This is a genomic window from Mycobacterium sp. MS1601 (genome assembly GCF_001984215.1).
GTDB lineage: Bacteria > Actinomycetota > Actinomycetes > Mycobacteriales > Mycobacteriaceae > Mycobacterium.
Window position 1 is genome coordinate 139,601 of record NZ_CP019421.1, and the last position, 25,194, is coordinate 164,794.

The 25,194-nt window shown below is 66.6% G+C and carries 33 protein-coding genes and 1 pseudogene; 14 read left to right on the forward strand and 20 right to left on the reverse strand.

Annotated elements, in window-relative coordinates; genetic code table 11:
- Nucleotides 1–97 precede the first annotated feature (97 nt).
- From BVC93_RS31475 to BVC93_RS31490, 3 genes are all read left to right on the forward strand, one after another.
- The gene (locus tag BVC93_RS31475; RefSeq protein ID WP_157517350.1) at nucleotides 98–421 is read left to right on the forward strand and encodes a hypothetical protein; all 324 of its coding nucleotides are present in this window, start codon (nucleotides 98–100) and stop codon (nucleotides 419–421) included.
- Nucleotides 422–951: 530 nt separating this feature from the next.
- Entirely contained in the window at nucleotides 952–1,491 is a 540-nt protein-coding gene (locus BVC93_RS34870) for a DUF7446 family protein (RefSeq protein ID WP_442929119.1), read from the forward strand.
- Nucleotides 1,492–1,645: 154 nt separating this feature from the next.
- The gene (locus BVC93_RS31490; protein ID WP_083741641.1) at nucleotides 1,646–1,897 is read left to right on the forward strand and encodes a hypothetical protein; all 252 of its coding nucleotides are present in this window, start codon (nucleotides 1,646–1,648) and stop codon (nucleotides 1,895–1,897) included.
- Nucleotides 1,898–1,933: 36 nt separating this feature from the next.
- On the opposite strand, the gene BVC93_RS31495 is transcribed toward BVC93_RS31490, so the two are convergent.
- From BVC93_RS31495 to BVC93_RS31530, 9 genes and pseudogenes are all read right to left on the reverse strand, one after another.
- Nucleotides 1,934–2,419 carry a hypothetical protein gene (locus BVC93_RS31495; protein ID WP_083741642.1) on the reverse strand — a complete coding sequence of 162 codons (486 nt, stop codon included), beginning with the start codon at nucleotides 2,417–2,419 and terminating at the stop codon, nucleotides 1,934–1,936.
- Nucleotides 2,416–3,084: a hypothetical protein gene (locus BVC93_RS31500; RefSeq protein WP_083741643.1), complete on the reverse strand. Its 669-nt coding sequence runs from the start codon at nucleotides 3,082–3,084 to the stop codon at nucleotides 2,416–2,418. Before BVC93_RS31500 ends, BVC93_RS31495 begins: the two co-directional genes overlap by 4 nt.
- A complete protein-coding gene (locus BVC93_RS31505; protein WP_083741644.1) occupies nucleotides 3,081–3,428 on the reverse strand; it encodes a hypothetical protein in 348 nt (115 codons plus the stop codon). The genes BVC93_RS31500 and BVC93_RS31505 overlap by 4 nt, the downstream gene beginning before the upstream one ends.
- A 107-nt stretch (nucleotides 3,429–3,535) precedes the next feature.
- Nucleotides 3,536–3,937, reverse strand: a pseudogene (locus BVC93_RS31510) (PIN domain nuclease); the annotation flags it as partial.
- Nucleotides 3,934–4,155 carry a type II toxin-antitoxin system VapB family antitoxin gene (gene vapB / locus BVC93_RS31515; RefSeq protein WP_083741646.1) on the reverse strand — a complete coding sequence of 74 codons (222 nt, stop codon included), beginning with the start codon at nucleotides 4,153–4,155 and terminating at the stop codon, nucleotides 3,934–3,936. The pseudogene BVC93_RS31510 and the gene vapB, both read right to left, overlap by 4 nt.
- 88 nt (nucleotides 4,156–4,243) lie before the next feature.
- Nucleotides 4,244–5,224, reverse strand: a complete 981-nt coding sequence (locus BVC93_RS31520; protein WP_192860453.1) for an FtsK/SpoIIIE domain-containing protein — start codon at nucleotides 5,222–5,224, stop codon at nucleotides 4,244–4,246.
- A 385-nt stretch (nucleotides 5,225–5,609) separates the two neighbouring features.
- Complete coding sequence (locus tag BVC93_RS31525; RefSeq protein WP_083741648.1) at nucleotides 5,610–5,990, reverse strand: hypothetical protein; 381 nt, start codon at nucleotides 5,988–5,990, stop codon at nucleotides 5,610–5,612.
- A 139-nt stretch (nucleotides 5,991–6,129) separates the two neighbouring features.
- Nucleotides 6,130–6,285, reverse strand: coding sequence for a hypothetical protein (locus BVC93_RS33385; RefSeq protein WP_157517351.1), 156 nt, complete (start codon nucleotides 6,283–6,285; stop codon nucleotides 6,130–6,132).
- The gene (locus BVC93_RS31530; RefSeq protein ID WP_083741649.1) at nucleotides 6,282–8,405 is read right to left on the reverse strand and encodes a cellulase family glycosylhydrolase; all 2,124 of its coding nucleotides are present in this window, start codon (nucleotides 8,403–8,405) and stop codon (nucleotides 6,282–6,284) included. The genes BVC93_RS33385 and BVC93_RS31530 overlap by 4 nt, the downstream gene beginning before the upstream one ends.
- Before the next feature lie 238 nt (nucleotides 8,406–8,643).
- Here BVC93_RS31530 and BVC93_RS31535 point away from each other — a divergent pair, with 238 nt between their 5' ends.
- Complete coding sequence (locus BVC93_RS31535; RefSeq protein ID WP_083741650.1) at nucleotides 8,644–8,952, forward strand: hypothetical protein; 309 nt, start codon at nucleotides 8,644–8,646, stop codon at nucleotides 8,950–8,952.
- Between the two features lie 249 nt (nucleotides 8,953–9,201).
- The gene (locus tag BVC93_RS31540) at nucleotides 9,202–9,432 is read left to right on the forward strand and encodes a hypothetical protein (protein WP_083741651.1); all 231 of its coding nucleotides are present in this window, start codon (nucleotides 9,202–9,204) and stop codon (nucleotides 9,430–9,432) included.
- A gap of 189 nt (nucleotides 9,433–9,621) precedes the next feature.
- Here BVC93_RS31540 and BVC93_RS31545 read toward each other — a convergent pair whose 3' ends face one another.
- Nucleotides 9,622–11,358 (reverse strand): ADP-ribosyltransferase domain-containing protein, encoded by a 1,737-nt coding sequence (locus tag BVC93_RS31545; protein ID WP_083741652.1) that lies wholly within the window; start codon nucleotides 11,356–11,358, stop codon nucleotides 9,622–9,624.
- Nucleotides 11,359–11,854: 496 nt separating this feature from the next.
- On the opposite strand from BVC93_RS31545, the gene BVC93_RS31550 reads away from it, so the two are divergent.
- Nucleotides 11,855–12,667, forward strand: a complete 813-nt coding sequence (locus BVC93_RS31550) for a hypothetical protein (RefSeq protein ID WP_083741653.1) — start codon at nucleotides 11,855–11,857, stop codon at nucleotides 12,665–12,667.
- Between the two features lie 25 nt (nucleotides 12,668–12,692).
- The gene (gene ligD, locus BVC93_RS31555) at nucleotides 12,693–13,679 is read left to right on the forward strand and encodes a non-homologous end-joining DNA ligase (protein WP_236950547.1); all 987 of its coding nucleotides are present in this window, start codon (nucleotides 12,693–12,695) and stop codon (nucleotides 13,677–13,679) included.
- A 4-nt stretch (nucleotides 13,680–13,683) separates the two neighbouring features.
- Here ligD and BVC93_RS31560 read toward each other — a convergent pair whose 3' ends face one another.
- From BVC93_RS31560 to BVC93_RS31580, 5 genes are all read right to left on the reverse strand, one after another.
- Nucleotides 13,684–13,965, reverse strand: a complete 282-nt coding sequence (locus BVC93_RS31560) for a hypothetical protein (protein WP_083741654.1) — start codon at nucleotides 13,963–13,965, stop codon at nucleotides 13,684–13,686.
- A gap of 85 nt (nucleotides 13,966–14,050) precedes the next feature.
- A complete protein-coding gene (locus tag BVC93_RS31565; RefSeq protein ID WP_083741655.1) occupies nucleotides 14,051–14,728 on the reverse strand; it encodes an NAD-dependent deacylase in 678 nt (225 codons plus the stop codon).
- The gene (locus BVC93_RS31570; RefSeq protein WP_083741656.1) at nucleotides 14,725–15,606 is read right to left on the reverse strand and encodes a hypothetical protein; all 882 of its coding nucleotides are present in this window, start codon (nucleotides 15,604–15,606) and stop codon (nucleotides 14,725–14,727) included. The genes BVC93_RS31565 and BVC93_RS31570 overlap by 4 nt, the downstream gene beginning before the upstream one ends.
- Nucleotides 15,606–15,845 carry a hypothetical protein gene (locus BVC93_RS31575; protein WP_083741657.1) on the reverse strand — a complete coding sequence of 80 codons (240 nt, stop codon included), beginning with the start codon at nucleotides 15,843–15,845 and terminating at the stop codon, nucleotides 15,606–15,608. The genes BVC93_RS31570 and BVC93_RS31575 overlap by 1 nt, the downstream gene beginning before the upstream one ends.
- A gap of 26 nt (nucleotides 15,846–15,871) precedes the next feature.
- Nucleotides 15,872–16,255, reverse strand: coding sequence for a DUF2510 domain-containing protein (locus BVC93_RS31580; protein WP_083741658.1), 384 nt, complete (start codon nucleotides 16,253–16,255; stop codon nucleotides 15,872–15,874).
- A gap of 200 nt (nucleotides 16,256–16,455) precedes the next feature.
- On the opposite strand from BVC93_RS31580, the gene BVC93_RS31585 reads away from it, so the two are divergent.
- The 3 genes from BVC93_RS31585 (at nucleotide 16,456) to BVC93_RS31595 (ending at nucleotide 18,635) form a co-directional block, all read left to right on the forward strand.
- Nucleotides 16,456–16,833, forward strand: a complete 378-nt coding sequence (locus BVC93_RS31585; protein WP_157517352.1) for a hypothetical protein — start codon at nucleotides 16,456–16,458, stop codon at nucleotides 16,831–16,833.
- Between the two features lie 95 nt (nucleotides 16,834–16,928).
- Nucleotides 16,929–17,594, forward strand: coding sequence for a type IV toxin-antitoxin system AbiEi family antitoxin domain-containing protein (locus BVC93_RS31590; protein WP_083741707.1), 666 nt, complete (start codon nucleotides 16,929–16,931; stop codon nucleotides 17,592–17,594).
- A 60-nt stretch (nucleotides 17,595–17,654) separates the two neighbouring features.
- Entirely contained in the window at nucleotides 17,655–18,635 is a 981-nt protein-coding gene (locus tag BVC93_RS31595; protein WP_192860454.1) for a nucleotidyl transferase AbiEii/AbiGii toxin family protein, read from the forward strand.
- Nucleotides 18,636–18,689: 54 nt separating this feature from the next.
- On the opposite strand, the gene BVC93_RS31600 is transcribed toward BVC93_RS31595, so the two are convergent.
- A complete protein-coding gene (locus BVC93_RS31600; protein ID WP_083741661.1) occupies nucleotides 18,690–19,340 on the reverse strand; it encodes a TetR/AcrR family transcriptional regulator in 651 nt (216 codons plus the stop codon).
- 177 nt (nucleotides 19,341–19,517) lie between these two features.
- Between BVC93_RS31600 and BVC93_RS31605 the strand changes: the two genes are divergently transcribed.
- Genes BVC93_RS31605 through BVC93_RS31620 form a run of 4 tightly spaced genes read left to right on the forward strand, consistent with a single transcriptional unit; the run spans nucleotide 19,518 to nucleotide 22,033 of the window.
- Nucleotides 19,518–20,222 (forward strand): dienelactone hydrolase family protein, encoded by a 705-nt coding sequence (locus BVC93_RS31605; RefSeq protein WP_083741662.1) that lies wholly within the window; start codon nucleotides 19,518–19,520, stop codon nucleotides 20,220–20,222.
- Nucleotides 20,219–20,593, forward strand: a complete 375-nt coding sequence (locus BVC93_RS31610) for a hypothetical protein (protein WP_083741663.1) — start codon at nucleotides 20,219–20,221, stop codon at nucleotides 20,591–20,593. The genes BVC93_RS31605 and BVC93_RS31610 overlap by 4 nt, the downstream gene beginning before the upstream one ends.
- A gap of 22 nt (nucleotides 20,594–20,615) precedes the next feature.
- The gene (locus BVC93_RS31615) at nucleotides 20,616–21,434 is read left to right on the forward strand and encodes a methyltransferase domain-containing protein (protein ID WP_083741664.1); all 819 of its coding nucleotides are present in this window, start codon (nucleotides 20,616–20,618) and stop codon (nucleotides 21,432–21,434) included.
- Nucleotides 21,435–21,442: 8 nt separating this feature from the next.
- A complete protein-coding gene (locus tag BVC93_RS31620; protein WP_083741665.1) occupies nucleotides 21,443–22,033 on the forward strand; it encodes a hypothetical protein in 591 nt (196 codons plus the stop codon).
- A 164-nt stretch (nucleotides 22,034–22,197) separates the two neighbouring features.
- Here the strand turns inward: BVC93_RS31620 and BVC93_RS31625 are convergent, their stop codons facing one another.
- Genes BVC93_RS31625 through BVC93_RS31635 form a run of 4 tightly spaced genes read right to left on the reverse strand, consistent with a single transcriptional unit; the run spans nucleotide 22,198 to nucleotide 25,035 of the window.
- A complete protein-coding gene (locus BVC93_RS31625) occupies nucleotides 22,198–23,130 on the reverse strand; it encodes a hypothetical protein (protein WP_083741666.1) in 933 nt (310 codons plus the stop codon).
- A complete protein-coding gene (locus tag BVC93_RS31630) occupies nucleotides 23,127–23,753 on the reverse strand; it encodes a hypothetical protein (RefSeq protein ID WP_157517353.1) in 627 nt (208 codons plus the stop codon). Before BVC93_RS31630 ends, BVC93_RS31625 begins: the two co-directional genes overlap by 4 nt.
- Nucleotides 23,746–23,895, reverse strand: coding sequence for a hypothetical protein (locus BVC93_RS33390; RefSeq protein WP_157517354.1), 150 nt, complete (start codon nucleotides 23,893–23,895; stop codon nucleotides 23,746–23,748). The genes BVC93_RS31630 and BVC93_RS33390 overlap by 8 nt, the downstream gene beginning before the upstream one ends.
- A 15-nt stretch (nucleotides 23,896–23,910) precedes the next feature.
- Nucleotides 23,911–25,035 carry a hypothetical protein gene (locus BVC93_RS31635; RefSeq protein WP_083741668.1) on the reverse strand — a complete coding sequence of 375 codons (1,125 nt, stop codon included), beginning with the start codon at nucleotides 25,033–25,035 and terminating at the stop codon, nucleotides 23,911–23,913.
- Nucleotides 25,036–25,194 lie beyond the last annotated feature (159 nt).

Below are 25,194 nucleotides of genomic sequence, written 5' to 3' on the forward strand. Positions count from 1 at the left end.
ATAGTCATCATTGGTCGGTGGCTTGATCGACAAACTCGACCAGTTCCGCGGGCACCACATGTCTTAGCCAGGGGGGATGATCGACACCATGACCGTCATGACATCACGCGCTGGAGACCTCGACGCGGTCCGCGCTTTCGCCGAGTACTACGGGTACACCCAGATCCACGACAGCGGCCCCTGTCTCGATGGCAAGCTCGCCATCTTCGGTGACGCCGAGTACGCCCACGATTACCTGCACGGCCGCGGAGTCCGTGGAAAGCGGATCGACGTGAACTTTGACCGGCGCGGCGAAGTCGACTACGCCCACCTGACGGTCGACAACACGCGCATCGAAGAGGTCGCCCGCGGCCAAGGCAGCTCCGGTGAGCGGTTGGTCTGGACAGCGAAGCTGTTCATCGAGAATCCGGCCGAGAAGTGACCGGCCGCAGCCGCGTGCCCCAGGCTGCGAAGCAGCACTGGAGGTTACGCATGGGCTCTTCCGGCCCGTACGCGTTGGATACGTTCGCTGTTTGTCTCACGTGGTTGGTCGTCACCGTGGTTGCGGCCCCGATGGTCGGGGCGTGGGCCGCGCTGGCGGTAGCGGTGATCTCAGCAGTTTTGGCTGCGCTGGGTGCGCGGAGCTGGAGGCATCTGCGAGATGGCAGCGGACGGTGGAGCCGCGGCCCGGCCAGCCCCGGAAAGGTCGTCCGAGCCGTGGGCGAGTTGATTCTGGCGGCGCAGGACTTGGACCCGGAGATCAGCAGTCAGACGCGTGCTCACTTCCTAGACAGTGCCCGCCGCGGCGCACAGGAAGTCCTCGAGAACCCTCTCTCGACACCGGACCAGCACGATCGAGCGCGTGACGCCCTCAGACATGCCGAACGAATTGCCGAGCGCTTCGATATCCGTCCAGCTCCACGAGCCGGACTTTAGGTAAGCGTTCCCGAAGACATCAGAGGACGGATCAGTATGGTGCGCAGGTTTATTCACGCTCCGGATGGCGGTTCCATTCCCGGTGCCCTCTGCCAGGAGCCGACTGGAGACGTGGCGTCATCTGAGAGCGACGTTGACTGCCCTGAATGCCTCGATCGGCTTGAGGCGTCGCCGAAATCTTTCGACCAGCTCGCACAGCCGCTCACGGATGTGTGGCGGCCGGCCGATGAGCGGCAGACGAACGTAACTGGGCCCGGTGAATCTGAGGACTCAACAACGGAGCGGCAGAGACCGCTGGGGGTCGTGTTCAGCGAGCAATCCCGCACGATCCACGTGGGCCCAATGAACGAAGCGCACGACGGTCTGGTCGATGAGATGGAAGACGTCACTAGTACGGCGGTGGTGGCTGTGGCTGATTACGTGTTCGCCGGCACCGGGGCGGTCGAGGTCAACCTCGACGACGGCAGCGCCTATCGGATCGAGGTGGTGAAGGTCGGATCCAGTCGCAGTGGTCATCGGACCGCGCTGCTGCCCGGATCTGCGATTGTCGAGTTACCGGATAACGAGGTGAGGTGAGCGATGGCCGCCGGGTGCAAAGCTGAGCTATGTCCGACGTGGGGCGGCGACGATTGCCTCTGCGACATCTTCGGGCTCGACCCAGCCAATCCTCCTCGCAATGGGACGTTTTCGGTGAGCATCCCGAACGTCGACTCCGACACAGAGCACTGACATGACCGCGGGCGAGCGAACCGTGACGACGCAGCAGCACCTGTCAGAGGCGCAACGGTGGGCGCTCATGGCCGCGTTCAACGGCAGTAACACCGACTGGGTACACGGGAACACCCTCAACTCGCTACTCCGTCGTGGCCTTATCCGGTGGATCGACAACGGCAACGCCTACGAGAACGGGCGAGGCGGCTACATCACGACGGCCGCCGGCCGCGAGCTAGCCGCGTCCCTGGAAAGGGCTGTATCAGCCTGACACCGCGGCGCACTGTCGGGTGTGCTGCCAGCGGTGCTAGGCCTTCACGCTCGGGTACCAGGGCAAGATGGGGCGTTCGAGCAGCAGCGGCGTCAGCGACCACTGCCTCAACGCAGTCGCATCGCCGGCAGCGCGCGCGGCCCTGTGATCGGCGACTGCCGCCTGCACGGTGGTTAGGTCGGTTTCGATTGCGGCGCGGTCTCGTGAGATTGCTCGGCCCCAGGTGGTGTATTGGCCGTCGTGGCCGAAGCCCACGGTGTACTCGAACTCAATGGGTAGGTCGCCGGCGGCGGGCGATGCTGGCTTCCATGGCATGACGGTTGTCTGGATGATCTGCACGCGCGGTTCGGCGACAGTGGCGAGTTCCTTCTCGACGTCGAGGCGAGAGCTGACTACCTGGGCTGGGCCTGTTGGTTGGTAGACGCCATTGTCTTCGGCGCCCAGGGTGTAGACGACGATGGGCCATGGCACTGACTCTGGCAGTGCAACAAGGTGGTTCGTGGTGCTGGTTTGCTCGCTCATCGTGGATCTCCTGTCGGTGACGTATCGACACGATCGGCGCGCCGGGCAGTGAGGTTGGCGGCGGCCTCGGCGTAGGTCAGGAACTCATCGCCGAAGGCATAGGCAAGCATGGTGGCCAGTTCCGCATAGGGGAACGGCTGCGGGCCAAGGCCTTCCGGTAGGTCATTGGTGGCCGACAGCCGGTCGCCCTGCCAGGCGCCGGCTATCCGCCGCAGGGCCGTGATGTCGCTGCGGGGCTCGGTGGAGGCGGCCAGGATCGGCAGCGGGTTGCGTCGGATTTCGTAGACACTGTCGCCGAAGTCGGGGCGGATTGGCACGCAGTAGGTGATGCGGACCAAGGCCAGGTCGACGTACAGCTGCTTGTCGTGGTTGATCAGATAGCGCCACGCGAATACCGATGACGGCAGATCGTCGGGAACGTTCGGCACCTGGGTGTTTACTCCCGCGTCCCAGAGCTGGTAGTAGAGGGGGTCTGCGGCCGAGTCGTCGAGCCACCACACTCGGGTGGGGCCCTGGTGCATGTAGTGGACGACAGCACGGGCACAGGCGTCGTGCTCTCCGAGTTGTTCCTCCAACGGTCCCCCGTCGCCTCCGCCGTCGGCGGGAGCGACCAGAATCGTGCGGCTGCCGTCGAGTTCCACGACGGGAACAAACCCCAGGCTCATCGGGTCAGCACTCCTCCCTCGGACTGCACCTTCGCGTCGCCCGCATCCCGCTCAGCGTCGAGGGTGCGGACAGTGTGGCGAGGAGTGAGACTCATTTCCGAGTACTCGCGGTAGTCGTCCTCGTTCTCCCACACGTAGTCGACCAACTTGCCGAGCGACTGCGAGGTGTCGATCAATTTATCGCCGCCATATAGGTCGTAGCGATAGCGCTTCGTCGGGTTGTGGCAGTTGCCGTTTCGGGCGTACGCGCCGACGGTCTCCACACGGTAGATCGACAGACCTTCGGGAAGTCGCCGGTTGACCTGGACGCCCCGAGCCCCGGTGTCATTAGCGGTCTTACTCATGACTTCACCGCATCCTTCCTCTTGCCGCTTGTGCCAACAGTTTTCGTCCTCAATGTAGGACTGCACGCCACCTCCAGTGCGTCACCGCAGCCGACTTCTGACAACGCTAGGCGGGTTGCGGGTTGTCCGGTGATCGCTGCGATGGTGTCGAAGTCCTTGTCGGCATGCAGGATGGTCAGTCCAGAGAGTTCGGCTGTGGCGGCGATGATGAGATCGGGTATTGATGGGCCGCGGTGCTGCCCCAGATCGGCTAGCAGCATCTGTACTTCTAGTGCTCGGTCCTCGACCTTGGGCGTCAGGTACTCGACAGGCATTGCGGCCAAGGGTGGTTCGCGGAATTCACGCCTGGCGGCGTGGCCGGTCTGGGCGGAGTGGCCGATCTCCAGGCGTGTGACGTTTCCGATGTGCACCAATCCGCGTTCGATGCGGTTGCTCCAGAGTTCCAGGTCGTGGCTCCTGGTGAGTCGGGCCAGGGCCGATTTGTCGATGAGCCACTTTTCTTCGCTCATCCCCACGCCTCGCGCATCAGCTCGGGGTCAGCGAGGCCTGCGGTCGCCTGGGCGAATCGCTTGAGGTCTTCGGGGGTGACTGGGACGCGGGCGGCGCGGGCGTCCTGGGCCAGGCGCCGGCGGATGTACTCGACTCGTGACAGCCCCAGTTCGGCCGCGCGGGCGTCGATGCCGGCGATGACATCCTCGGGCACGTCTCGGATCAGCACGTCACTCATGCCACCGACGATATCACGGGATATCACGCAGTGGCGGTGCCGTCAGAAACTTGAGACAGCCAGCAGATTCCCGGGCGGGGACCTGCCATCACCGCTGGTAGGCAGCTGTGCGGTGGGCGATGCTGAGGGCCGCTTCGCCCGCATAGAGCAGCTGGATCGGGCCCTCTGCAGGTCGTGGCGACTGGCGGATGTAGGCGTGCCCGAGCCCTGGCGAGAGGGTCCAAGCGTCTGGGTGGCCGACAGCGAGCTGTGAGTGCTCCGGGGACGTCGTGGCCAGTGCGATCGCGGTGTCGGGCGTAACGCGGACGGTGGCGTCCAGGCCTGCGGCGTGGAAGATCCATGCCGATGCTTCGGTGGCGTGAATAGTCGTCGCGGAGAGAATGATTCGGATGCCCAGTTCGCGGCCGTGGTCGAATGCTCGTTGCACTGTGGCTGCGGCATGCGGGTTGAGGTCGAGCAGGAACTCGTCGATAGCGTCGATGACGAGCACCAGCTCGGGCAGTCGAGCCTGCGGGTCGGTGATGCGTCGGTCCATGGCTTGGTCGAGGTATGTGCACCACTGGCTGGCGCAGGGGACGGGGCGGGCGCCGTCGGATCTGTCGAAGCAGTAGGCGGCGATGTGGGGCAGTTCGGCGATGTCGGAAAGTACGGCGGCGGTCGGGCCGGCGAGGGCGAACGCGACCCGCTCCGGCGAGTAGCGCGCGCAGGCGGCGAGGGTGATGGCCTTGAGCGCTGAGCTTTTCCCGGATCCGGCCTTGCCGATCAGTGCGATGGTGCTGTTGGAGGTGTTGAGGCGCAGCACGGTGGGATCGGTGGTCAAGGCTGGTTCGTCGGTCGGGGCGGCGATCGGGACGACGAGGTCGCGGTCCTGGGCGTGCTGGCGCCAGGAGGGCTGCGGGGTGAAGGTGGTGGGGTCGGCGATCGTCAGGGCGTCGAGGAACTGCTGTTCGGCTCGGCCGAGGGCGGCAGGGTTGTGGTGGTGGCCGACGGCGCGCAGCGCTTCGGTGTAGGAGACCTGGTGTGTGCGCTGGTAGTTGCGTGCGGCGTGCTTGCGGGCGTTGGTGCTCACGGCGGCCTTCCCATCGTTGTGTGCGGCCGTGGGTGCGGATCCACACCTTCCGCGACGGTCGCGCGAGCAACGGGGTCGTGCGGGCGCGGCGCCCGAGGGGCGTTGTCCCGGGTGCGGGCCGGTGTGGGGCGATCGCGTCGGGAGTGCAGCCGCACGCCGGCGGCATGGGTTCGAGGGTATTCGACGCCGGCGGGTGTGAGCTGCGCGCTGGCCGGGGGACGTGCTATTTCCCCAGTTCGCCGGGCACTCCCCCAGGGCTGAGCCGAGGCGGTCGAGCACGGGCTGGATGTGTGCGGGCCCGGCGGGGTTGTCTGCCGCCGTGTTGGCGGGGACGTGCCATTTGCGCTGGTGGGTCACCTATTTGGTGGGCCCGTCCAGGGTTCGGTCATATGCCGGCGGTCGCCATGAGCTGCTCTCGCCGATCGGGATCCAGTTCGGTCAGCGCGGTGGTGAGTCTGCGGACGCCGGGATTGCGGGCCAGGTCGAGCCAGTCGAGTTCTTCTTCCAGGGCAAGGCGGTAGGTCTCGTCGCGGTCGGTGAAGTAGTCGCTCCGGATCCCGAAGAAGTCGGCGATCATCTCGATGATCTCCGGTGAGGGCCGCACGCGCTGCCCTGAGCGGAGCTGGGACAGGTAGGGAGAGGACAGTCTGAACCCGCGCATGGCGAGCGCGTGCACCAGGTCTTCGCTGCTGTACGGAGCACGGTCGGGCGGGTAGACGGTGGCGAAGAGGCGATTCAGCCGCTGCGCGAAGGCATCTGGATTCACTAGCGGCACTCTGGCGCGCGGCCGATTGCGCCACCCTGGTGCATCCAAGACCACTCTGCCCTGCAAGCTCGTCACCGTTGAGTCCTCGTTCTGGTCATGGTTGATGGGGTGGGAGATCCAGCGCGCCGGGCTGGGTCTGTCATACCGCTTCCCGTTGGCGTGGATCTGCTGCCGGCTCCGGGCCGGCGGCGATGCAGGTGCGCAGGGTGGCGGCCGCGGCCCGCCCCTTGGTGACAACTTCGTTGGCCAGGAACGCAATCCCTGCGGTGCCGACGATCCAGGCGACGATGGTCATGCCGGGGCCTCTGAGGTCTTCGCGCCGGTGCTCGATGTCGAGCGTGTCGGGTTGGACGTATCGGTGTCGCCGGATGCTGCTGGGGCTGACGCGCCCGCAGGAGGGGTGGCCTGCGGTGAGTTCGCCTGGGGTGAAGGCTTTTCAGTCCTTGCTGGTGCCGATGAGGCCAATGGTCGGCGACTCGGCGGAGTTGCCGCATCCGCGGAGTGGCGCGGCGACACCTTCGGCGCCGTCCGGTTTCCGATGGTCGCTTCCGGGGCGTCCGCGTCCTCTGTCGAGGTTGCGCCGCCGGCAGACGGTGACGGTTCGGAGGCAGTGGTGTCGCCCTCAGATTCGGCGGACGGCGACTCAACATCATCGACCGCCTCGGGCTCGGGCTCCGGATCAGTCGTCGGTTCAGGAACCACTGGCTCCGGACCGGTTTCGGGGATGGATTCAGGAGCATCGGCGGCCTCGGCGGCCGCGCTCTGCGTCGCTGGGTCGCTGGTGGTGCTCTGTTCGCCGTTGGCGAGTTGGCCGAGGCGCTCGATGGTGATCTGCGTACCGCGCAGCGCGCCCTCCAGGGTCAGCTGGGTGTCGCGGAGGTGTCCCTGCAGCGTGAGCCGGGTGTTGTGCAGGTTCTCGGCGATGCTGTCACCGGCGTCCCCGGGTGAGGTTGGCGCAAGGGGTGTTTCGCTCTGGAGGGCGGCGCTTTCCGCGGCGGGTTCGGGGGTGTTCGCGTTCGGGATCATGCGCAGCAGGGATTCGATGCCGGACTGTGCGGCCGGTGCGATCGCCGTCATCGCTTCGGCTGCGACCCGCGAGACTAGGGCGGCGACTGTGCTGAACGCGCGCTGCATGGGTGCAGGCATCATGTTGTACACCGCGGCGACGGCGAGGTGCGGGATGAGCATGGCCTGATTTGCGAGGCCGAAGCCGATCGATGCCAGCTGCAGGTACACATCACGTGCCATGGACATCCGTGGTGCGGTGTATTCGGGTAGCTCTCCGAGGGCGCCCGCGGCGATCAGCTCGGCCAGGACCTGGGCGGCGAGCTTCGGTTTGCCGTTTGAGGTGAACAGCCCGAAGTTGAACTCGTGGTTGAGGATTCCGGTGTTGAGGTCTTGCGCGGAGTACACGAATGCCGGGCCCGCGAAGGACAGTCGCGACCAGGCGGTGACGAAGTCGCGCAGCAGCGCGGCTTGTTCGGTCTGGGTGACGCCCCAGCCGGGGGTGGTCGGTGTGCCGTATTCGGTGGCCCAGATCTTCTTGTGGGCATCGCCGTTGGCGACCATGAGGGCGTAGAGGGCGGTTACTTGCTCCAGGGGCGAGTTGTTGACGCCTGCTCCGGTGGAGAACGGCAGCGAGTAGTTGTAGGGGTGGTAGGAGAGCGCGTCGAAGTAGCCTCCGGCCCCGGCTGCGTACATCTGGGCCAGGAACTGTTGGGGGCTGAGGGTGACTCCGGGGATGGTGCCTGTGGCGCCGAGTGCGCCGGCGAGGACGGTCGCGTTGGGCTGGGCAGCTTTGATCGCGGCGTAGCCGGCTTGGAGGACCTTGGTGTAGGACGCCGCACTGACAGGGGCGTAGAAGATCACTCCGTTGGGCTCGTTCCAGATTTCGTAGCTCGCGATGTGGGCGCCGTAGCGGGTGGCGACCTCCCCGGCGAACTTGCCGTATGCGGTGGGGTTCGGTGCGCCGGCAAGGGGCATCCCGCCCCAGACCGGGTTGCCGGTGATGGCTCCGGTGAGGTTGAAACCCATTGCGGTGGCGGTCTGTACGACGTTGTCCATGCGCGCCCAGTCATAGGTGCCCGATGTCGGCTGGATGTACACCCAGGGCACTGCGACTCGCAGATCGGTGACTCCGAGGCTGCGGAGTTCTTCCAGGCGTGAGGTGAGGTCGGCTTGGTCGAGGTTGTAGAGATCGGAGTCTGCGACCCCGGCGAGTGCGAGATCGGTCGTCGCGGCGGCGAGCTGGATGGCGATCTGCTGTGCGGGGCGGGCCTGTGGGCACGGGGATGCCGAGATGCTGGGGACGGTGATGTCTCGATTTGCGGGCGCGGGGATCGCTAGCGGGGTGAATGCGAGGGCGGCGATGGCGGCCATGGCGATGACGGGCTTGGTTGAGCGGGCGTCGGGCATGGTGGCTCCTGGATGTGGGGGTGTCCAGGCCCTTCTGGCGAGCGGCCCAAACTTTACCTGTGGCGGTAAATTACCACTGGTGGTAAAAAACTGCGCGGCCGGCGATGGTGAACATCAGGCGCTTCTGCTCCAGGGCCCGCAGTTCGGCCCGCCTGAAGGGGTGGCGGGTCGACGCCGATAAGAGGGCTTATCAGTTCACAAGTGGTGCGGGTGTCGGACGTGGTGCTTGGCTTTGGGCATGAGTGATGAGGGGCTACTGGAGAACGCGCGTCGAGCAGCAGCTGCGTTGGATGATCGGTGGTTCGCCGACTTCGCAGAGATCTGTGAGTTCGCCGAGATCCTCATCGCCCTGGACTTCTTGCCCGAGCCCGCTGATGTCGTGGAGTACTTCCGTAAGCCGTGGCGCTACAGCACGGAGCATGGCGTGTGGGAGCGGTCCGGCCGGCCGGCGGATGTTGATGGGGCCGTCGGCGAGGTCCTCGGCGCGCTGTGGGATGCCGGCGGCCGCGGCGAGGCCCCGCTCGTGCTCGCACCGCACCGTGGGTGAGCTGCGGTGATGACATGTCCCCCGCTGACGCGCGGGCCTCTTGGGCCTTCTTGGTTGCCGCGGGCGCTGCGCCGGCGGGCTGCTGTTCGCTCGTCGAGCCCGACCGGCGCGGGGACGTGTCATCTCTCCTGGTCAGCGGCCTGATTGCTCCGTTGGATGCCACGGTCGGGTCGTCGCGTAACCCTCCTCATGACAGATGTCACGCCCGGGCGTCGCTTTCGATTTCGGTGACGCGGACGACAGGCAGGTATGAGTGCCCGAAATGTCGACGAGTTTGTGGTCTGCGTGGTCAATGCGTACCTGGACTATCTGGAAGGCGGGGGTCCCCGGCCGGAGCTGGGTGATCTACCTGACGATGTGCGAGCTGGTGCCGTCGCAGTGATCAACCTTGTGCTCGCGGGGCAGGGTTCGGATCTGGACTCCGATACCCCTGCGTTCCAGGAGCTTCTGGCAGGGACCGAGTTCGACGAAAGCGGGTGACCAACTGCTGAGGCCGTCGTCGACGTTCCGGCTGGGCACCCGTTGGCCTGGGCTAATGACATGTCCCCCGCTGTCGCTTGGCGTGGGGCTTCTTCTCTTCTGCCTTCTTGGGCCCACGGGCGTGGCGCCAGGCGGGGCAGCTGTCGCTCGTCGAGCCGCACACGTGCCGGGACGTGCTATCGGGGCTGTTCAGGAGGCTTTTCGGGCCTGCTCGGCTGATTCGGCTTCGGCCTCGGCGACCAGGTCTTCGGCCACCAGGTAGACGGTGGGTCGGTGCTCGACGCCGGCTGCGTCGACGCGTACGCAGCGCAGCGCCGTACCGGGCGGGATGATGACCTCGTCTTCGCCGGCGTTGGCGGAGATCGCCTTGACCGGCAGGCCGTCTCTGGTGCGGATGACCATCAGGTAGGAGCCGGGCCCGCGGTCGGCGAACTTGGTGGCGGTGGTGGTGCGTGTGGTGGCCGAGGCGACCTGCCCGAGTTCGACTTTGGCGCCGATGGGGAACGCGGTGGCGAGGTAGTCGCGTGGTGTGGCGGTCCATTCGGAGGGGACATGGGTGCCGCGGACGACGGTGACGGGTTCGCGCATCGTGTTGTGGCGGGCGTACTTGTCGAAGGCGCTGCGCAGGTGGGTGCAGGTGTTGGCCACTGCTGGCGATGGTGTGGTCGTTCGTCCGGTGAAGACGTCGTTGATCTGGATGTAGGCGCCGGAGCCGATGTGTCGGCCGCTGGTGTAGGTGCGCAGTGCGTCGCGCTCGTCGGTGGTGAGGGCGGTGTTGACGAAGCGGGAGTGGGCCTTGGTGAGTTCGGCGATGTGGGTGGGTCGCAGGGTGCCGTAGACGTCGCGTAGGCCCCACGATGTGAGGTCCTCGCCGCGGCGTCGGATGACGGTGTAGTCGTCGGCGGTCTCGTGCCCGTAGGCGCGGATTCCGTTGCGGGCCATGGTGGTGTGGGTGTCGGCGCCGATGCTGGGTGCCGGCAGGGCGTGGTGGGCGAAGTGTGGGATGTGGGCGCCGCCGCGGGTGGGTGTGCCCAGGGCGTTGCGGTAGGCGGCGGTGTATGCGGCGTCGGGGTCTTGGCCGGCCTGTTCGGCGGCGCGGCGGGCAGCGTCCCCGGCGGCCTGGGCGGCGGTGTGCTGTTGGTGGTGGCGGTGTCGGGTTGTGGCGTCGAGGATTTCGTTGTGGAGAGGTGTGGCGGCGGCGGCATCGACGATCTCCTCCCGGGCATGGGTCAGGCGTTCTGCCAGAAACGCTGCCTGCTCGTCGGGGGTGGTGAGCTGGCCGTGGGCCGCCCGTGTGGCCAGCTGCAGCGCCGTGTCGGCGTGGGCGCGGTGCGCCTGCTGCTGGAGATCGTCGATGCCGCCAGGGGGTTGGTCTAGGGGGGTGAGTGCGGGGATTTGGTTGGCCTTGGTGAGGGCGGTCTTGTACTTGGAGGCTGTGGCGATGGTGCTGTAGGCCTCACCGTCGCTGACTTGGTAGGCGATCGCGTAGTCGCCGCGGCGGGTTCGGTACACCGCGGTGCCGGCGTCCAAGCAGGTCGCTGGCATTGTGTCGGTGCCGTGGGGGCGGTGGATGGGGATCTCGGCGTGCTCGGCGATCGTGGTGTCGCGTGGGGTGTCGGCCAGCCGCAGTGCGGGTGTGGCGGCGAAGGCAGCGTCGACGGCGGGGAGGATCTGCTGGCGGCGGGCCTCGACGAGTGCGTCGATGTCCTCGGTGGTGAAGCCGGCCAGCAGCTCGTCGCGCTGGGCCGGCGGGAGTGCGGTGGCGGCGCGGTAGCGGTCGGTGGCGTCATGGGCGGTCAGGGCGCGCTGCAGCTGCTCGTGCTGTGTGTGGAGGGCGTGCGCGGTGGTGGCGGACTTCTCGTAGGCGGCGCGGGTGTCCCCGGAGCAGCGCCGCGGCCCGCCGGGCTCGTTGGTGGCCAAGCACATGGGAGATCAGCGCCTGGTTGCGTCGATGTCGCCGGGCACCACTTGTCGACTCCTTCGGTCTTCGGGGGTGTTCATTCGGGTAGTACCGGCGGCGGGCACGTCTTCCGTCACCTTGGCCTGAAATTGGGTGTCGTCGGGGCCCGGGGGTGTCGGTTTGCGCTGCTAGCGTTGACGACACGTCCTCGACCCCCCGGAGGACGTGCATTGCGCCCCTGGCCGCTCCTCCCCCTCTGCGGCTGGGGGCGCGTTCGTTTTCCGGGTCCCCGGGACCTTTTCTTCTGCGGCGGCAGGCGTTGCGCTGGGGCGCAGATTGTAGGCTTGGTGCTATCGCCGCACACGGTGGCGTGAATCTCGGCATCGACTGCATCCGCCCACATCGGGCAGTCAATCCTGACCGGGACAAGACCCCTTCGGGTTCCGTGCACATGACCCAACAAAGGTACTTCCGCGCAGATGTGGGGCGACGCGGGGGAACGACTTTTGGATGGGAGAAAACATGTCTAACAACGAATCCCGGGAACGTGCGGCGCGCGAATACCAGGCAGCCAATCCCGGCACTTCCTACACGCGTGCCCGGCGGCAGGTCACAGACGGTCGGCCGCGGCGCCCCCTGGTCGCTGTCCTCGGTGAAGGTCTGGATGGCGGTGTCGTCTCGGTGAACTTGGAGTGGGAAAGCTTCGGAGGGACTGGGCCGCACTGCCTGGTCGTCGGCGATGAGGTGTCGGACCTGCTGGGCGTGCTGGCCACCGGTCTCGCCGCCGGCCAGCGTGACGGTGACCTCGAGTTGGTGTTGTGCGCGAAGCCGTCCACCCAGCTGGGCGTGGCACACAGCAGGGTCGACTCCGACGATCTGACCAGCCATGTCAACGACCTGCTGGAGTCCCGGTTTCGGCTGCTGCAGTCGCTGGAAGCGGTGGACATCGAGGATGCCCGCGCGCGCGGGCACCGGATTCCGACGACGGTGGTGCTGATCGAGGACTATGCCGGCGTCTGGCCCGGATCTCAGGCACTGGCCCGCTGGTTGAGGATGGGTCGATCAACCGGGATCAACGTGGTGGTGGGCACTCCTGTCGCGCCGCCGACGGCGCTGACCTCGAACGTCGACATGTCCCCGGCCCGCGCGCTCGACCGGGTGGTGCGCACCGCGCTGCACGGAAACGACATGGTGGCCGCCATGGCGCCGACGACCATCTTCAAGCTCGGAGGCGGTCGCGGGACGCTGCGGACGATGGAGTCGTGGGATCCCGAAGGGCGCATGCAGCGTGCTGACGTGCTGGTCGACTTCACCTTCACTGCCGTGAGCCCGTAGGGCGGCGGTCAGTACCGTCGATGGGGTGGCGGCTGCGCGATCTGTGGTGCGCCGGCGCTCGGCGCCGGGGCCGATGCTGGCCACCCTGGGCCCTCCGCCGGCCGGCGACGATTTCGCAATCGAGTGGAAATTTGATGGCCAGCGCGCTCAAGTGGTCGTGACGGGCGGCGAGGTCATCGTCTTCTCCCGCAACGGTGCCGACATCACCGCCACCTTCCCGGAGTTGTCGTCGGTGAGCCGTGCCGTGGGTGCGCGCTCAGTTGTGCTCGACGGCGAGATCGTCGCGCTGGATCGTGACGGGCGGCCGTCGTTCTCGCGTCTGCAGCAGCGTTGGCCTCAGCAGCGCCGCCCCAAACCGGACCTGCTACGCGCTGTTCCCGTGCACCTGATGGCCTTTGACGTCATAGAGGTGGATGGGCGCGGTCTCACCGATGAGCCGTATGAGAGTCGCCGCGCGGTCCTGGAGTCCCTCCAGGTGGAGGCGGCTGGGGTGTTGACGGTGCCGAAGTCGTTCACTGGTGTGCCCGCCGCTGAGATGTTGGAGATCGCCGCGAATTTTCGGATGGAGGGTGTAGTCGCGAAGAAGCTGGGCTCGCGGTACCGGGAGGGGCGCTCGCCGTGGTGGGTGAAAACCCCTGTGCGGCAGACCCAGGAACTGGTGGTGGTCGCGGTCCTCGGTCCGCCGGGGCGGGTGACGTCGTTGATGGTGGCTGGCCACGACCAGGACGGGTTCCTGCAATCGGTCGGTCAGGTGGGCACGGGGTTCAGTGCGGCGATGAGCCGGCACCTGTTCGAGGTGCTGCACCCACTTGAACGGAATTCCCCTGCGGTGGTCAATCCTGTTGTCGGGCAGGGCTGGCGGTGGGTGGAGCCGCGCTTCGTGGGTGAGGTGGCGTTCCGGGAGTACCTGCCCGGGCGGGGTCTTCGGCACGCCTCGTGGAAGGGGTTGCGAGACGTGGATCCGACGCTCACGGCGCTGCCGCCACATAATGCGGCGCCCGGCGGCGAATAGCCGCCTACTCGGCGATGACGATGAGCAGGCCGATGACCGCGCCGACAACGACCAGCGTAGGCACGACCGTTGCGAAGATGAACTGCGTGAGCATCTGGTGATGCACTCGGGCCAGAACTTCGTCGTCGGACTGACCGATGGTCCCGGCCACGGCGGGATTGACCTCGCATTCCTGTGGGTGCAGTGGGGCCCCGGCGTGAACTTCTTTCAGGCGTTGCGCAGATAGGTCGATTCCCAGGTCTGCGAGGCGCTGGCTCTGCTGCTTGGCGCTTCGGTCATTCAGCATCCGTTGGCCTTTCCTGTTGCTGGCCTGAGGGTAGGTAAGCCGTCTGACACATGTGGGGTTCGTGACGCGAGGCTCTGGTTGCGGATCATTTTTGGAGGACTTCGTCGATGAGGTAGTCGACGAAGGGCGGGACTTCCTGTGTGGCCGAGCCGGCCCACACTTGGTCGAATGGTCCGTCGCTGGGTTCGAGGTTGATCTCGATGGTGATCGCGCGGGCTGACTTGGCGATCAGGGCGAACTGATTGGCCGGGTACACCGTTCCGGAGGTGCCGATCGCCACGAAGATGTCGGCCTTGCTGAGCTTCTTGGTGACGTGGTCGAGGCCGATGGTGCGTTCGCCGAACCAGACGACGTGCGGGCGCCATTGCTGGTCGGTTTCTTCGACGTCGTGTGGCCAGTCCAGCACTTCGCCGGTGTTGACGTGGCGGATCTTGGTCAGTTCTCCGTGCATGGCGGTGATGTGGGTGCTTCCGGCCCGCTGGTGCAGATCGTCGATGTTCTGGGTGACGAGGTGCAGCTTGTGGCCCATGGCGCGTTCCAGGCGTGCCAGCGCGTGATGGGCAGCGTTGGGCTCTACATCATTCAGGCGGCGGCGCAGCCGGTTGTAGAAGCGCTGCACTCTGGCGGGATCGGCGGCGAATCCCTCTGGTGTGGCCACGTCTTGGACGCGGTGGCCTTCCCACAGGCCGTCTGGGCCGCGGAAGGTCGATAGACCGGATTCGGCGCTGATCCCGGCGCCGGTCAGCACGACGATGTTGGTCATGCCGGGATGCCGTTGTGCTGGATCCAGCTCTGTAGGCCGACCTGGAGGTCGTCGACGACGATGACGCCGCGTTGCTTCTTGAGTTCGCGCAGCGTCTTGCGGGCGGTGGTGGCGAACTTCTTGTCCGCCTTCTGCTCGTAGTCGGCCCGCAGTGTGGCCGGGTCGAGGCTCTGCTTGGCGGCGAGGGCGGTGATCGCTGCGGTCACGGTCTGTTCCCATTCGTGGGCTGAGGGGTGGTCGGTGCCGTACCAGCGCATGTTGTCCAGGGTGGCGGCGATCGCGTTGGAGGCGGCCCGGTCGGTCTTGTAGAGCGTCTTGCCGGTGGCGGGGTCCATCACCGCGGCCGCGGCGCGCTGGGCGTTCCTGGCGGCTTTGTCGGCGGCGCGTTGTTCGCGTTCGAGGTCGGAGGGCCGCCGGATCTCGCCGACGCGGTTCAGCACATCAGCCGGCGCCGAGGGGAAACATACTGTGCACGCCAATTCACCACTGGCATAGACGATCTGCTCCTCGTCCCGGCCGCTGTAGTCGGTGAGCCAGGCGTACTGCGTTCTGGGATAACAGGTGGAGCACCGCATGGAATTGTGGACGTGTCCGCCGGTGTTTTGGACCAGGTAGGCGCGGGTCCAGCCGCCGCGGCGGTAGAACTCGGCGTGGTAGGGCTTCATTTGGTCGGTGATCGCGGCGATCTGGGGTTTGTACTCGGCGGCTTGGGCTTCGAGCCGGGTGGCGCGCGCGGGGTCGGGGTAGCGGCCGGTGCGGGCGTGGTGGGCGGAGGTGAGCAGTCCGTCGGCGCGGGCGATGAGTGTGGCGCGTTGGTGGCCGAGTTCGTTGATGATGGCGTCGATTTCGGGTGGGGTCTTGGTGGCCAGGTCGGTCATCAGAGTGTTTCTCCGTAGGTGTTGGCGCTCAGGGCGTTGGCGATGGCGCCGGCGATGACGGCGACCTGGTGGCAGGTGATCTTGCCGTTCTGCAGGTCGATCAGTTCGTTGATGGAGTTGCGGGCGACGACCTTGGCGGTGTCGTCGAAGGCGTCCAGTCGGGCGAAGGCGTCTTCGTGGGCCTGGCCGGCGTAGAGGTAGTCACCGGCGCGGAACTGGGTTAGTGGGTTGGCGGACATCGGGTCTCCTCAGGGTGTGGGGCCGGTCAGGCGGGGTCGGTGGGTAGGTAGTCGCCGTAGATGCCGCGGGCGTCGCCTTCGGCGGCGAGTTGGTTCTGGAGGTCGGCTTCGGCGCGCAGGCGGTCGTTGCGGCGGTTGATCCAGCGGATGGTCCAGACGATGGCGGCGACGACGGCGATCACGGGGACCAGCCACTCCCACTGCCAGATCATGCATGCGATCCAGAAGACGATGAGGATGGTCCAGGCGGGGTGGCGCTGTGCCCAGTCCTTGGCTGGCGGGGCTGGGACCGCGACCGTGATGACGGTGGGGGCGGCGATGGCCTGTGTCCACTGTTCGCCGTCCCAGAAGCGTTGTTGGGCAGCCCCGGTGGGGTCGGGGTACCAGCCTTCGGGTGCGTAGTGGGTCATGGTGGCGTCCTCCCCGGGTCGTGGTGTTGCCGCTGAAAACAGTAAACCATAGATCCGTTTGGTTGCATAGTGGTTTACATACATTTTTGGGTATAGGCTTTTACACACGCGGTGCGAGTGCACCGTGTTGCGGCCAAGTCGCTCACGACTTCCGCAGGCAATCGAGCGCGTGCGCGCGTCGACAGAAGGAGGAGGCCGCCGTGAAGGTGATTCTTCGTACGCCCGCAGAAATGGTCGCCGAGTACAACCTGCCCGAGCTGGACAGCAGCGCCAGCGACGAGGAAGTCCTGGCCGCCGCGGCCGCGGCCGAGCCGCTGCGGCGCGGGGAACCCGAGATCACCGGGGACCCCTACGTGTTCGCCCGCGGCCTGGACGGGCTCGCCCAGCAGGGCCGGCGCCTGGAGCAGGCGGAGTCGCGGCTGGACGCCGAGCGACAGGCCGCCCGGGAGCTGGCGCGGCAGTACTTCGAGGAGGGGCGCAGCAAGCGCGAGATCGCGACCACGCTGGGCATCACTCGGCCGACGCTGGATTCCTGGCTGGGCGAGGGCGCGACTCGGCGCCGCAGCAGCGGTGGGTGATGACGGTGCGCACGTCGCAGAGACTGCCCCACCTCGCCAGTGATTGGCCGATGAGCAGCGGCGATGCCACGTCCCTGGATTGCTACTATCGCTGCATGGCCGACGCGCAGGCGTGGGGCCGGCTGCATACCCTGGCCGCCGGCCAGTTCGGGCTGTTCACCGCCGCCCAGGCCCGGCACCACGGGGTCGCACGCTACGAACTCGCCCGCCGCGCGGGCGCCGGCGAGCTGTTTCGGGCGCACCACGGTGTGTACGGCTTCACCGAGGATTCCGCCGGCATGTTCACGTTCGAGGACTGGGCTGCCCAGTGGTTGGCGCTGCGCCCCGAGGACGACATCGAGCGGCGCCGGGCCGACCCGGACTGCGTCCTCAGCCACGACAGCGCCGCGGTGATCCGCGAGCTGGGGACGATCGTTGCGCGCGGTCTGTTCCTGACCGGCCCGCGGCGCATCAACACGCGCTCGCCGCGGGTGCACACCTACCGCCGCGATATCGGGGCCCGGGGCGTGGACTGGGACGTGGTGGAGGGCCTCCCCGTGGCGACGCCCGGGCGCATCATCGCCGACCTGGCCCGAGACGATCTCGATGGAGCCCATCAGGGCACCGTGATCGCCGACGTCCTGGATTCCGGCCAGTTGACGATCGACGAGGTGGGCGCTCGGCTGGATCCGTTCGCACATCGGTGGAACGAGCCACACGGGGCGGCGTTGGCGCACCGGTTCCTGGCCGCGGCCGGGCGGCCGTCATGCCTGCCGGCGTAGCGCGCGCCTATGTGCAAGGCCAGCAATGAGCCCGGTGGGCCGAAGCGGTGCTCGGCGGACATGCGTGCCCGCGCCCAGGAGTCTCATGACCGTGTGGAGGCGCTGGAGCAGCGATACCGCGAGATCGAGGAGCAGCTCGACGCTCGTCGGACCTATGGCTCGGAGAGCGCTTTTCGGGCGGCTCTGAACACCCGGATCCGTCAGATCGTGCGGAGTACCGGCGGTGATGCTGCTGAGGTGGCGCGGCGGTTTGCTCTGCAGCAGTTCGTGTCTCGACTTTTCGATCGCGACCCGGAGCCGTGGCTGGTGACCGGAGGGACGGCTCTGCAGTTCCGGACCCCTGCCGAGGCCCGGGCGACCGCGGATCTGGATCTGGCGGTGACGCGCAACGTGGAGAACCTCACCGCGGCGTTGACCGAGGCGTCGCGGCGGCGGGCCGGCGAGCATGGGGAGTTCGCGGTCTCGGTGAGTGCGGGCAGCGGCCCCGGTGCGTACACCGGCAAGATCACCTACTGGCTCAACGGGTCCCGGTTCGCTGTGGCGAAGCTGGATGTGGCTGTGGGGCGGGAGTTTCCGTTCGAGCCGGACACTCTGGTCCCCGATCCCGTGGTGGCGATCGACGACGTGCGGCCGATGTCTCGCGTGCGTACCTATGCCGTGGCCGCTCACCTGGCTGACAAGGTAGCCGCCATGTACGAGCTGCACGGCAGCAGCGGCGTGGCGCCGTCGACGCGCTCCCACGACCTGGCCGACATCGTGATCCTGTCGAGGTGTGCGCGTGTGGATGCCGAGGAGTTGCGCGCTGCGGTGCGCGGCCAGGAGCAGCGCCGCGGACTGGTTGTCCCCACTCCCCTGGTTCTGCCCACCGACCAGTGGAGACGCAGTTACCCCTCGCGGGTCGCGCAAGCAGGTCTGCCGGCGGAGTTGCGTGACGCTGACGCCGCCCTGGTGGAGGCCGATCGGTTCCTGGGGGCCGTCCTTGACGGGCGGGTGCAGACCGGCGTGTGGGATCCAGACCGCCGAGCTTGGGTAGCGAAGTGACCCGCCGAAGACTTGCCTGACGTGCCCGAGCGCAAGCTCGGCTAGCTGCGGGCGTCAGGAGTCGTTGCTGTCGTAGCCAGCCCGGAACTGGCCCTTTCGAATCAGCAGGGCCACTGCAGTGTCCCAGCGCTCCAGCTGGTCTCGGGTGAAGAATGGCTCGGGTAGGTGACGGTCGATGTGAGGACGCAGAATCATGGCGCCGACACGCAGGATCATCGCGTTCATTGCTCCCCAGAGGGGATCGAGGCCGGGCCTGTCCAGTCCGTGCGCGGTGTAGAGGTCGCGCTGCGCGCAGCTGATTTCTAGAAGGCCGTCGAAGATGGTGGCACCGATGGCGCCGCCTTCGACGAGAGCGCGGGCCACGTAATCCACGGCATCCGGGTGGTCGATCAGCAGTTTGGTGAAACGCCCGCCGACCCCGTCCATGCTGTCTTTCGCCGGCAGTGGGTCTAGTACCGGTACGGACTCGGCGACCGTTCCAAACACCTGCAGGACGTATTCATCGACTGCCTCGACGAGGCCTGCCTTGTTGCCGAAGTGATGCTGCACCAGGCCCACGGAGACACCTGCTTTTTCGGCTACTTCGCGGACGGTGGTTGAGACGATCCCCTGTTCGGCAAAGCATTTCATCGCCGCGTCGCGGATGCGGTCGGCGCGAGTTGGCTCCTTCTTTCGTGGAGCGGCGAAGAACGCAGAGGTCACCATCGCTAGAACAATACACCGCGCTTGTATCGCCATGTAGTGTGCATTGCGAAACCGTACCGCTTGATTGCAAACCAATACACCGATACGGTTTCAGTGGCGGTGAGATTCATCGAATGGGTCCCCGGCACAACCACGGGCCGTTGCTGGGCAGTGGCTGATAGATATGGGGGCAAGCGCATGACAAACACCGTCTACCCGGCTCCGGACGGGCCGCTACCAGGGCATTTGGCGGTACCCACCACCGAAGGGCCTTGGCCGGGCGTTGTCGTGGTTCAGGACATTCTCGGGGTGACCGCCGATCTGCGACAGATCACCGACCGCCTTGCCGAGCAGGGCTATCTCGCGTTGGCTCCGGCGCTTTACCGCCGAGGGCGGCGCTTAACCTGCTTGGTCAGCACGATCCGCCAGTACTTCCAGGGCAGCGGGCCTCTCTTCAATGACCTCGTAGCAGCCCGTGATTTCCTTGCCGCCGACGAGCGCTGCACCGGGAAGGTCGGCGTCGTCGGGTTCTGCATGGGTGGCGGATTCGCCCTACTGATGTCCCCGCGTGGCCACTTCGACGCTGCCGCGGCCAACTACGGGCTAGTGCCGAAAGACCTGGACTCGCTACGCGATTCGTGTCCAGTAGTCGCCAGCTATGGGGGCAAGGATCGCGTCATCCGCCCAGGGTCGGCGGCGAAACTCGATGCGGCCCTCGCCGCGGCCTCCGTTCCCAGAGACGTCAAGGAATACCCTGACGCCGGACACGCCTTCATGAACAACTATCAGCTCGCCGCACCCGTCCGCGTCATGGTCAACCTCGCCGAGATGGCGTACTCACAGCCGGAAGCCGACGACGCCTGGAAGCGGATGATGGCATTCTTCGAAGAGCACCTCGCATGACGCTCACCGACTCCGCCACGTGCCTTCAGATCCAAGAGGCCTGCGACGACCTCTACTGCGACCCTGACGACCCGGCATTGTCAGGCCGACTACTGCAGCTGCTCGCCAGCACGTCCGCGTCCTCGGGCGTTGACGATGCTGGCCCGCCGTGTGCCGTCGTGCCGCGAACATCATGGCGCCGCCTGGTCAAGATCGCGTGCGACGAGCTGCACGACGACCCAGCCGACGCCGATGCCCGCGACCGTCTGCTCCTACTGCTGGCCGCCGGCGACATCAAATCGGCATCGATGAGTTGCGGCGGCCGTTCTGGGAGTGTCCAGGAAGAACAGTCCCGCCGGATCCTTGCCCACACCAACAAACACCACACCTAACCGGCGGAAGCAGCACACATTCATGGACACACCCGCGAACTACCCGTGCGCCATCTCGCCGTTCGAGGACGGCGGTAAGCGCCAATACCTCACGCAGTTGGCGCAAACGGACGCTGTCAGACGCTACAAGAGCACCGCCACTTCAGAACTCGACGTCCAACCCGGAAACATCGTCGTCGATCTCGGATGCGGCGCCGGCTTGGACCTGCACCGCTACGCGGGACTCACTGGACCCACTGGAGCCGTCATCGGCTTCGACTACGACCCACAAATGACCGCCCTCGCAACGCAAGCGACACAGCACCTTCCCACCGTGAACGTCGAAGTGGCCGACATCCACTGCTTGCCCTTGAACACGCAGTCAGCCGATCGCGTACATATCGACCGCGTACTCCAACACGTCACTTCCCCGGCCGGGGCCGTCGCGGAGGCCGCTCGCATCCTGCGCCCGACGGGAAAGCTCGTCTGCACCGAACCGGACTGGGCGACCCTCGCAATCGATCACCCCGACGCGGACCTCAGTGTCGCGTACACGAACATGATGCTCAAACACGTTATCCCGCAACCGACTGTGGGCCGCAGCATCCCGCGGTTGCTCCAACAGGCGGGTCTCACTGTTACCCGAATCGAACCGGTTACGGCCCTATGGACTGACGTTGTCGCCGCCGATGGCGTCCTGGGTTTGCACGTGGTGACCGAGCGCGCACTAGCTGCAGGGCATCTCACCGCAGCGCAGGCCAGCAGCTGGATTGACCAACTTGTGTCGGCGCCATTTCTCGCCACGATGACACTCTTCATGGTGTCCGCGCAGTACGAGAACATCGACTTGGCCATCGGGTGAAAGATCACATGGAACCTGCTCGCGAACTGCCCGTGCTCACCGACGAGGAGAAGGCGCGGTGGCAAGCCTTGAGATCTGACATCCGGGAAATGGCTCCCCGGATCCGGAGAGCAGAAGCAACCGACGAGGAAATACAGGCAGCCTTCGGCCGCCTCGCCACACTCGACATCGACAACTACACCTTGATGAATGCGTTGCACATTCCGGCGGATGCCGGGGAGGCGTATTCGGCAGGGCTCGAACGCATCTTGCGTCGCATACCGGACGGGTGGGGGCGCTGGATCAGCCACGAGCGGGGCTGGTACCGACTCATCATCGAGTGCGATCGCCGGCTGTCCAAAGTCGACCCGAACTATGTCGTCTTCCGGGTCCGAGAGAAATTCGGGTCCCTCGGGTACTACTGCGCGCCCAGCATCGAGGAAACCTACGAGGTACGCAAGCAGTTCCAGGACGCCATCTTCCTGGCTCAGCGCGGCTCCACGAACACCTGTGAACACTGCGGCCGAAACGGCGTCCTCTACCAACGCAATGACTGGGTCAAACGACTCTGCGAGATCTGTGGCGACGACCTCGGATTCACGCGGTGCCAGCGGGCATAACCGCTGCAGAACACGTACTTTCGGAGCAGCAGCAAACCAGGATCGGGTCTCGGGAAGGCATTTGCGTCGGCCTCTTCGATCTGATGCCCTAGTTGGAGCAATGACACGTCCCCCGCGCACCGCCGGCCGAGCACGCCCGCGCGCCGCGTCGGCTGGCAGTGCACCTAGGCGAGGCTGCGGAGCAGCTGGCCCAGCCTCATCAGGCGTTGACCGGAGGCCAGGCATTTCGGAGCCAGCGCGGCGCCGTCGCCGCTGGAGAGCTGCTCGGCCAGGGCGGTGGGGTCGCCGGCGGCCATGACGGCGGCGATCGCGGCTTCGAGGTCGGCCATGATCTGTGCGGTGTCGCCCGGTTGTTCGTTATGCGATGCGGCGGGGGCCGGTCCGGCGGGCGGTGTGGAGCTAGTCGGGGTGGGATCGGTGGTGGTGGCGGCCTTGGACGGGTGCGCAGTGTCTTCCTGCTCCCAGGGTGGGCCATCATCGTCGTGCGATTGCGCCCAGCCGTGGTCTCCCGTCGGCGGCCGCGGCGCCGTGTCGTCGACGTCGTCGTCTGCGTCCTCGGGCACCTGGGCCGGGACGAGCGCACCGAGTGGGGACGCAGGAACCGGTGGTGTCGTCGATTCGTAGAGCGGCCCGAAGCCGGGTGCGGTAGAGCGTTGCGCCACGGAGTCGATGAGTTCCCGTAGTGCGCCGGTTTGAGCGTCAGGATCGGTGACGCCTTCCAGGACTGCGGGAGCTTCCTCGACGACGACGCGGGAACCGGTGACACCCAGGCGTGCGACGTCTGAGGAGGTGACCGGGATGCGGGCTCCGGGTGCGGTGAGTTCCTGCAGCGGGAGGATCAGTCCGACGATGCCCTGCTGGTAGCGCCGAGCGTTGGAGGCGGCGCAGCCCATTTGGTCTTGGACGAATGCGGTGAAGCCGCTGTAGGGCCGTCCCGCAGCGTCGTTGATGAACTTCCAGTCTTCATCGCGGTAGATCTCGGCGAGCACTTCGAAGGCTGTCTGGAAGGCGTTGTGCAGCTGCTGGGCTCGGCGCAGTGCGCGTTCCTGGCGGGTCTCCATGACGCCGGGCTCCTGGAAGACGAGGCCGGTGCTCATTGGGCGTCTCGCTGCGCGATCGCGGCGGCGATGAGGTCTGCGGCGTCGTCGAGGCCGGCGCGGAGGCGCTTCTGTGTGCTCGGGTCGCTCCAGGCGGTGGCGATGACGTCGGCCAGGCCGGCGGTGAGGACACCGAGGTCGGCGGGGGCGTCGATGCGCAGCCGCTTGCGGGTCTGCCCGTCGGGCAGAAGCCGCAGCACGGTGATGGTGACCACGTTGGTGGTCATCGACGCCGGGCTGTTGCGGTAGGTCGCCATGATTCGTTGTTCGACAAGGGCTTTGGCGAGCGGGTCGCGCAGGGATCCGACGGGGACGACGGACAGGGGGCCGTCGTTGTCGCCGGCGTTGCCGCGGGTGAGCCGCTCTTCGTACTCTTCGCCGGCCATGGCCAGACCGGACAGGTAGGTGGTCTTGAGGGCTTTGCGCTCCTGGTCGTCGCGGGCCAGCTCGTAGCGGCGGAACGTCTCCGCGGCGCCGTCTGGGGTGGAGGCGTAGGCGATGGCGTCGGCGTCGCGGCGGCGGCGGGCCTTCTCCAGCTTGGTCTGCACCTTGTCGAGTTCGCGCAGGAGTTCGTCGAGGGTCGGTTCCTGGGTCGGCGGTTCTTGGGTCATGGTGTCAGTCATTGTCTCGCTCCTGGGCTTCGTTGACGCCGAAGAAGTCTTCGGCGGCCGCCGTGGCGGCGGCGTCGGTGGGTCCGGTGAACGTATGTCGCTCGCCGGTCTCTGGGTCTTCGACCTCGATCTCGACGTGCTGCGGGGTGGCCATGGTGGGTGATCCTTCCTAGGTCATGACGGCCGGGGCGGCCTGCGGGAACTGGCCGATGATCTTGTTGCAGGCCTTGTTGACGCGATCGGCGGTCTGCTGCACCTTCTTCGGGTCGCCCTTGGCCCAGCCGTCGATGTAGGCGAAGGAGCTGCCACCCGGGTTCAGGCCGTAGTGGCGGGCGATGACGTAGGCGACACTTTCGGCTTCGACCTCCATCGTGGGACGTTGTCCGTCTGGGCCGCTGTGGTATTCGTGGTGGCGCTCCATGTGGCCCATCTGGATATGCGCCAATTCGTGGGCCAAGCAGACGGCTGCGTGTGCATCACTGTGGCGGGTGCTCACGACGACCTTCTTGGTCGGCTTGTCCTGGGTGTAGGCCTCCGGGCCGTCCTCGGGCAGTTCGACGCGTTCGACGGTGTAGCCGTGCGCGTTGATCTGCTTCTCGAGTTCGGCATGCATCTCCGGCGGGGCCACCCCGGTCTCGCGGGTGTAGGTGATCTCGGGGCGCTGAGGCACGGGTGGGCCGGTGGTGTCGGAGACGTCGTAGACCGGGACGCCGAGCCAGCCGGTGACGACCTCTTCCTCGGTGCCGTCGTCCTTCTTGCGCTTCTCGATCTTGGGGGCCCGCACCCAGATGGCCTTGCACCCGGCGATGAGGGAGCGGTTGAACTTCTTGTTCCAGACCTTCTTCATGCCGCCGACGAAGGTGGCGTCGGGGCGCTGCATGCGGATGAGTAGCTGATTACCCAGGGAGTACGAGTGGAACTGGGAGGCGTATTGCAGCCAGTCCTGCCACTGTTCGGCGGTATTGAGGTTGGCGATCGCGGCGTCGATCTCGCGGCGGAAGTCTTCGACGCGGGTGGACTTGTCGGCGAAGCTGACCGTCTTCGGTGTGGCCACGGCCGGCTCCGCGGCCAGTGGTGGTTCGGCCGGCGGCGCGGCCAGTGGTGGTTCGGCCGGCGGCGCGGCGAGCGGATGGGCGGCGGCCGCGGCGGGGTAGCCGGCGTCGGCCAGGGCGGCCTGCAGGACCGATTCGGCTTCCTCCAGGACTTCAACGGAGTGCGCTGAGTGGCTGTATGCCAGTCGGGTGTCCCCGGAGCAGCGCCGGGGCCCTCCTGGGTCAGTCGTGGCACGACACATGGGTGGTACCTCCTCGGACACGGACGCTGGGACCGCTATTGGTGTAGCGCCAGCTCGGCAAGAAGAGCTGGAGTGCGTCCTTGTCTAGGAAGTACCGGCGGTGGCGGGCGTTTCCGTCACGCGTGGCCGCGAGAAGTGTCCCCGCCCCACCCCGAGGTA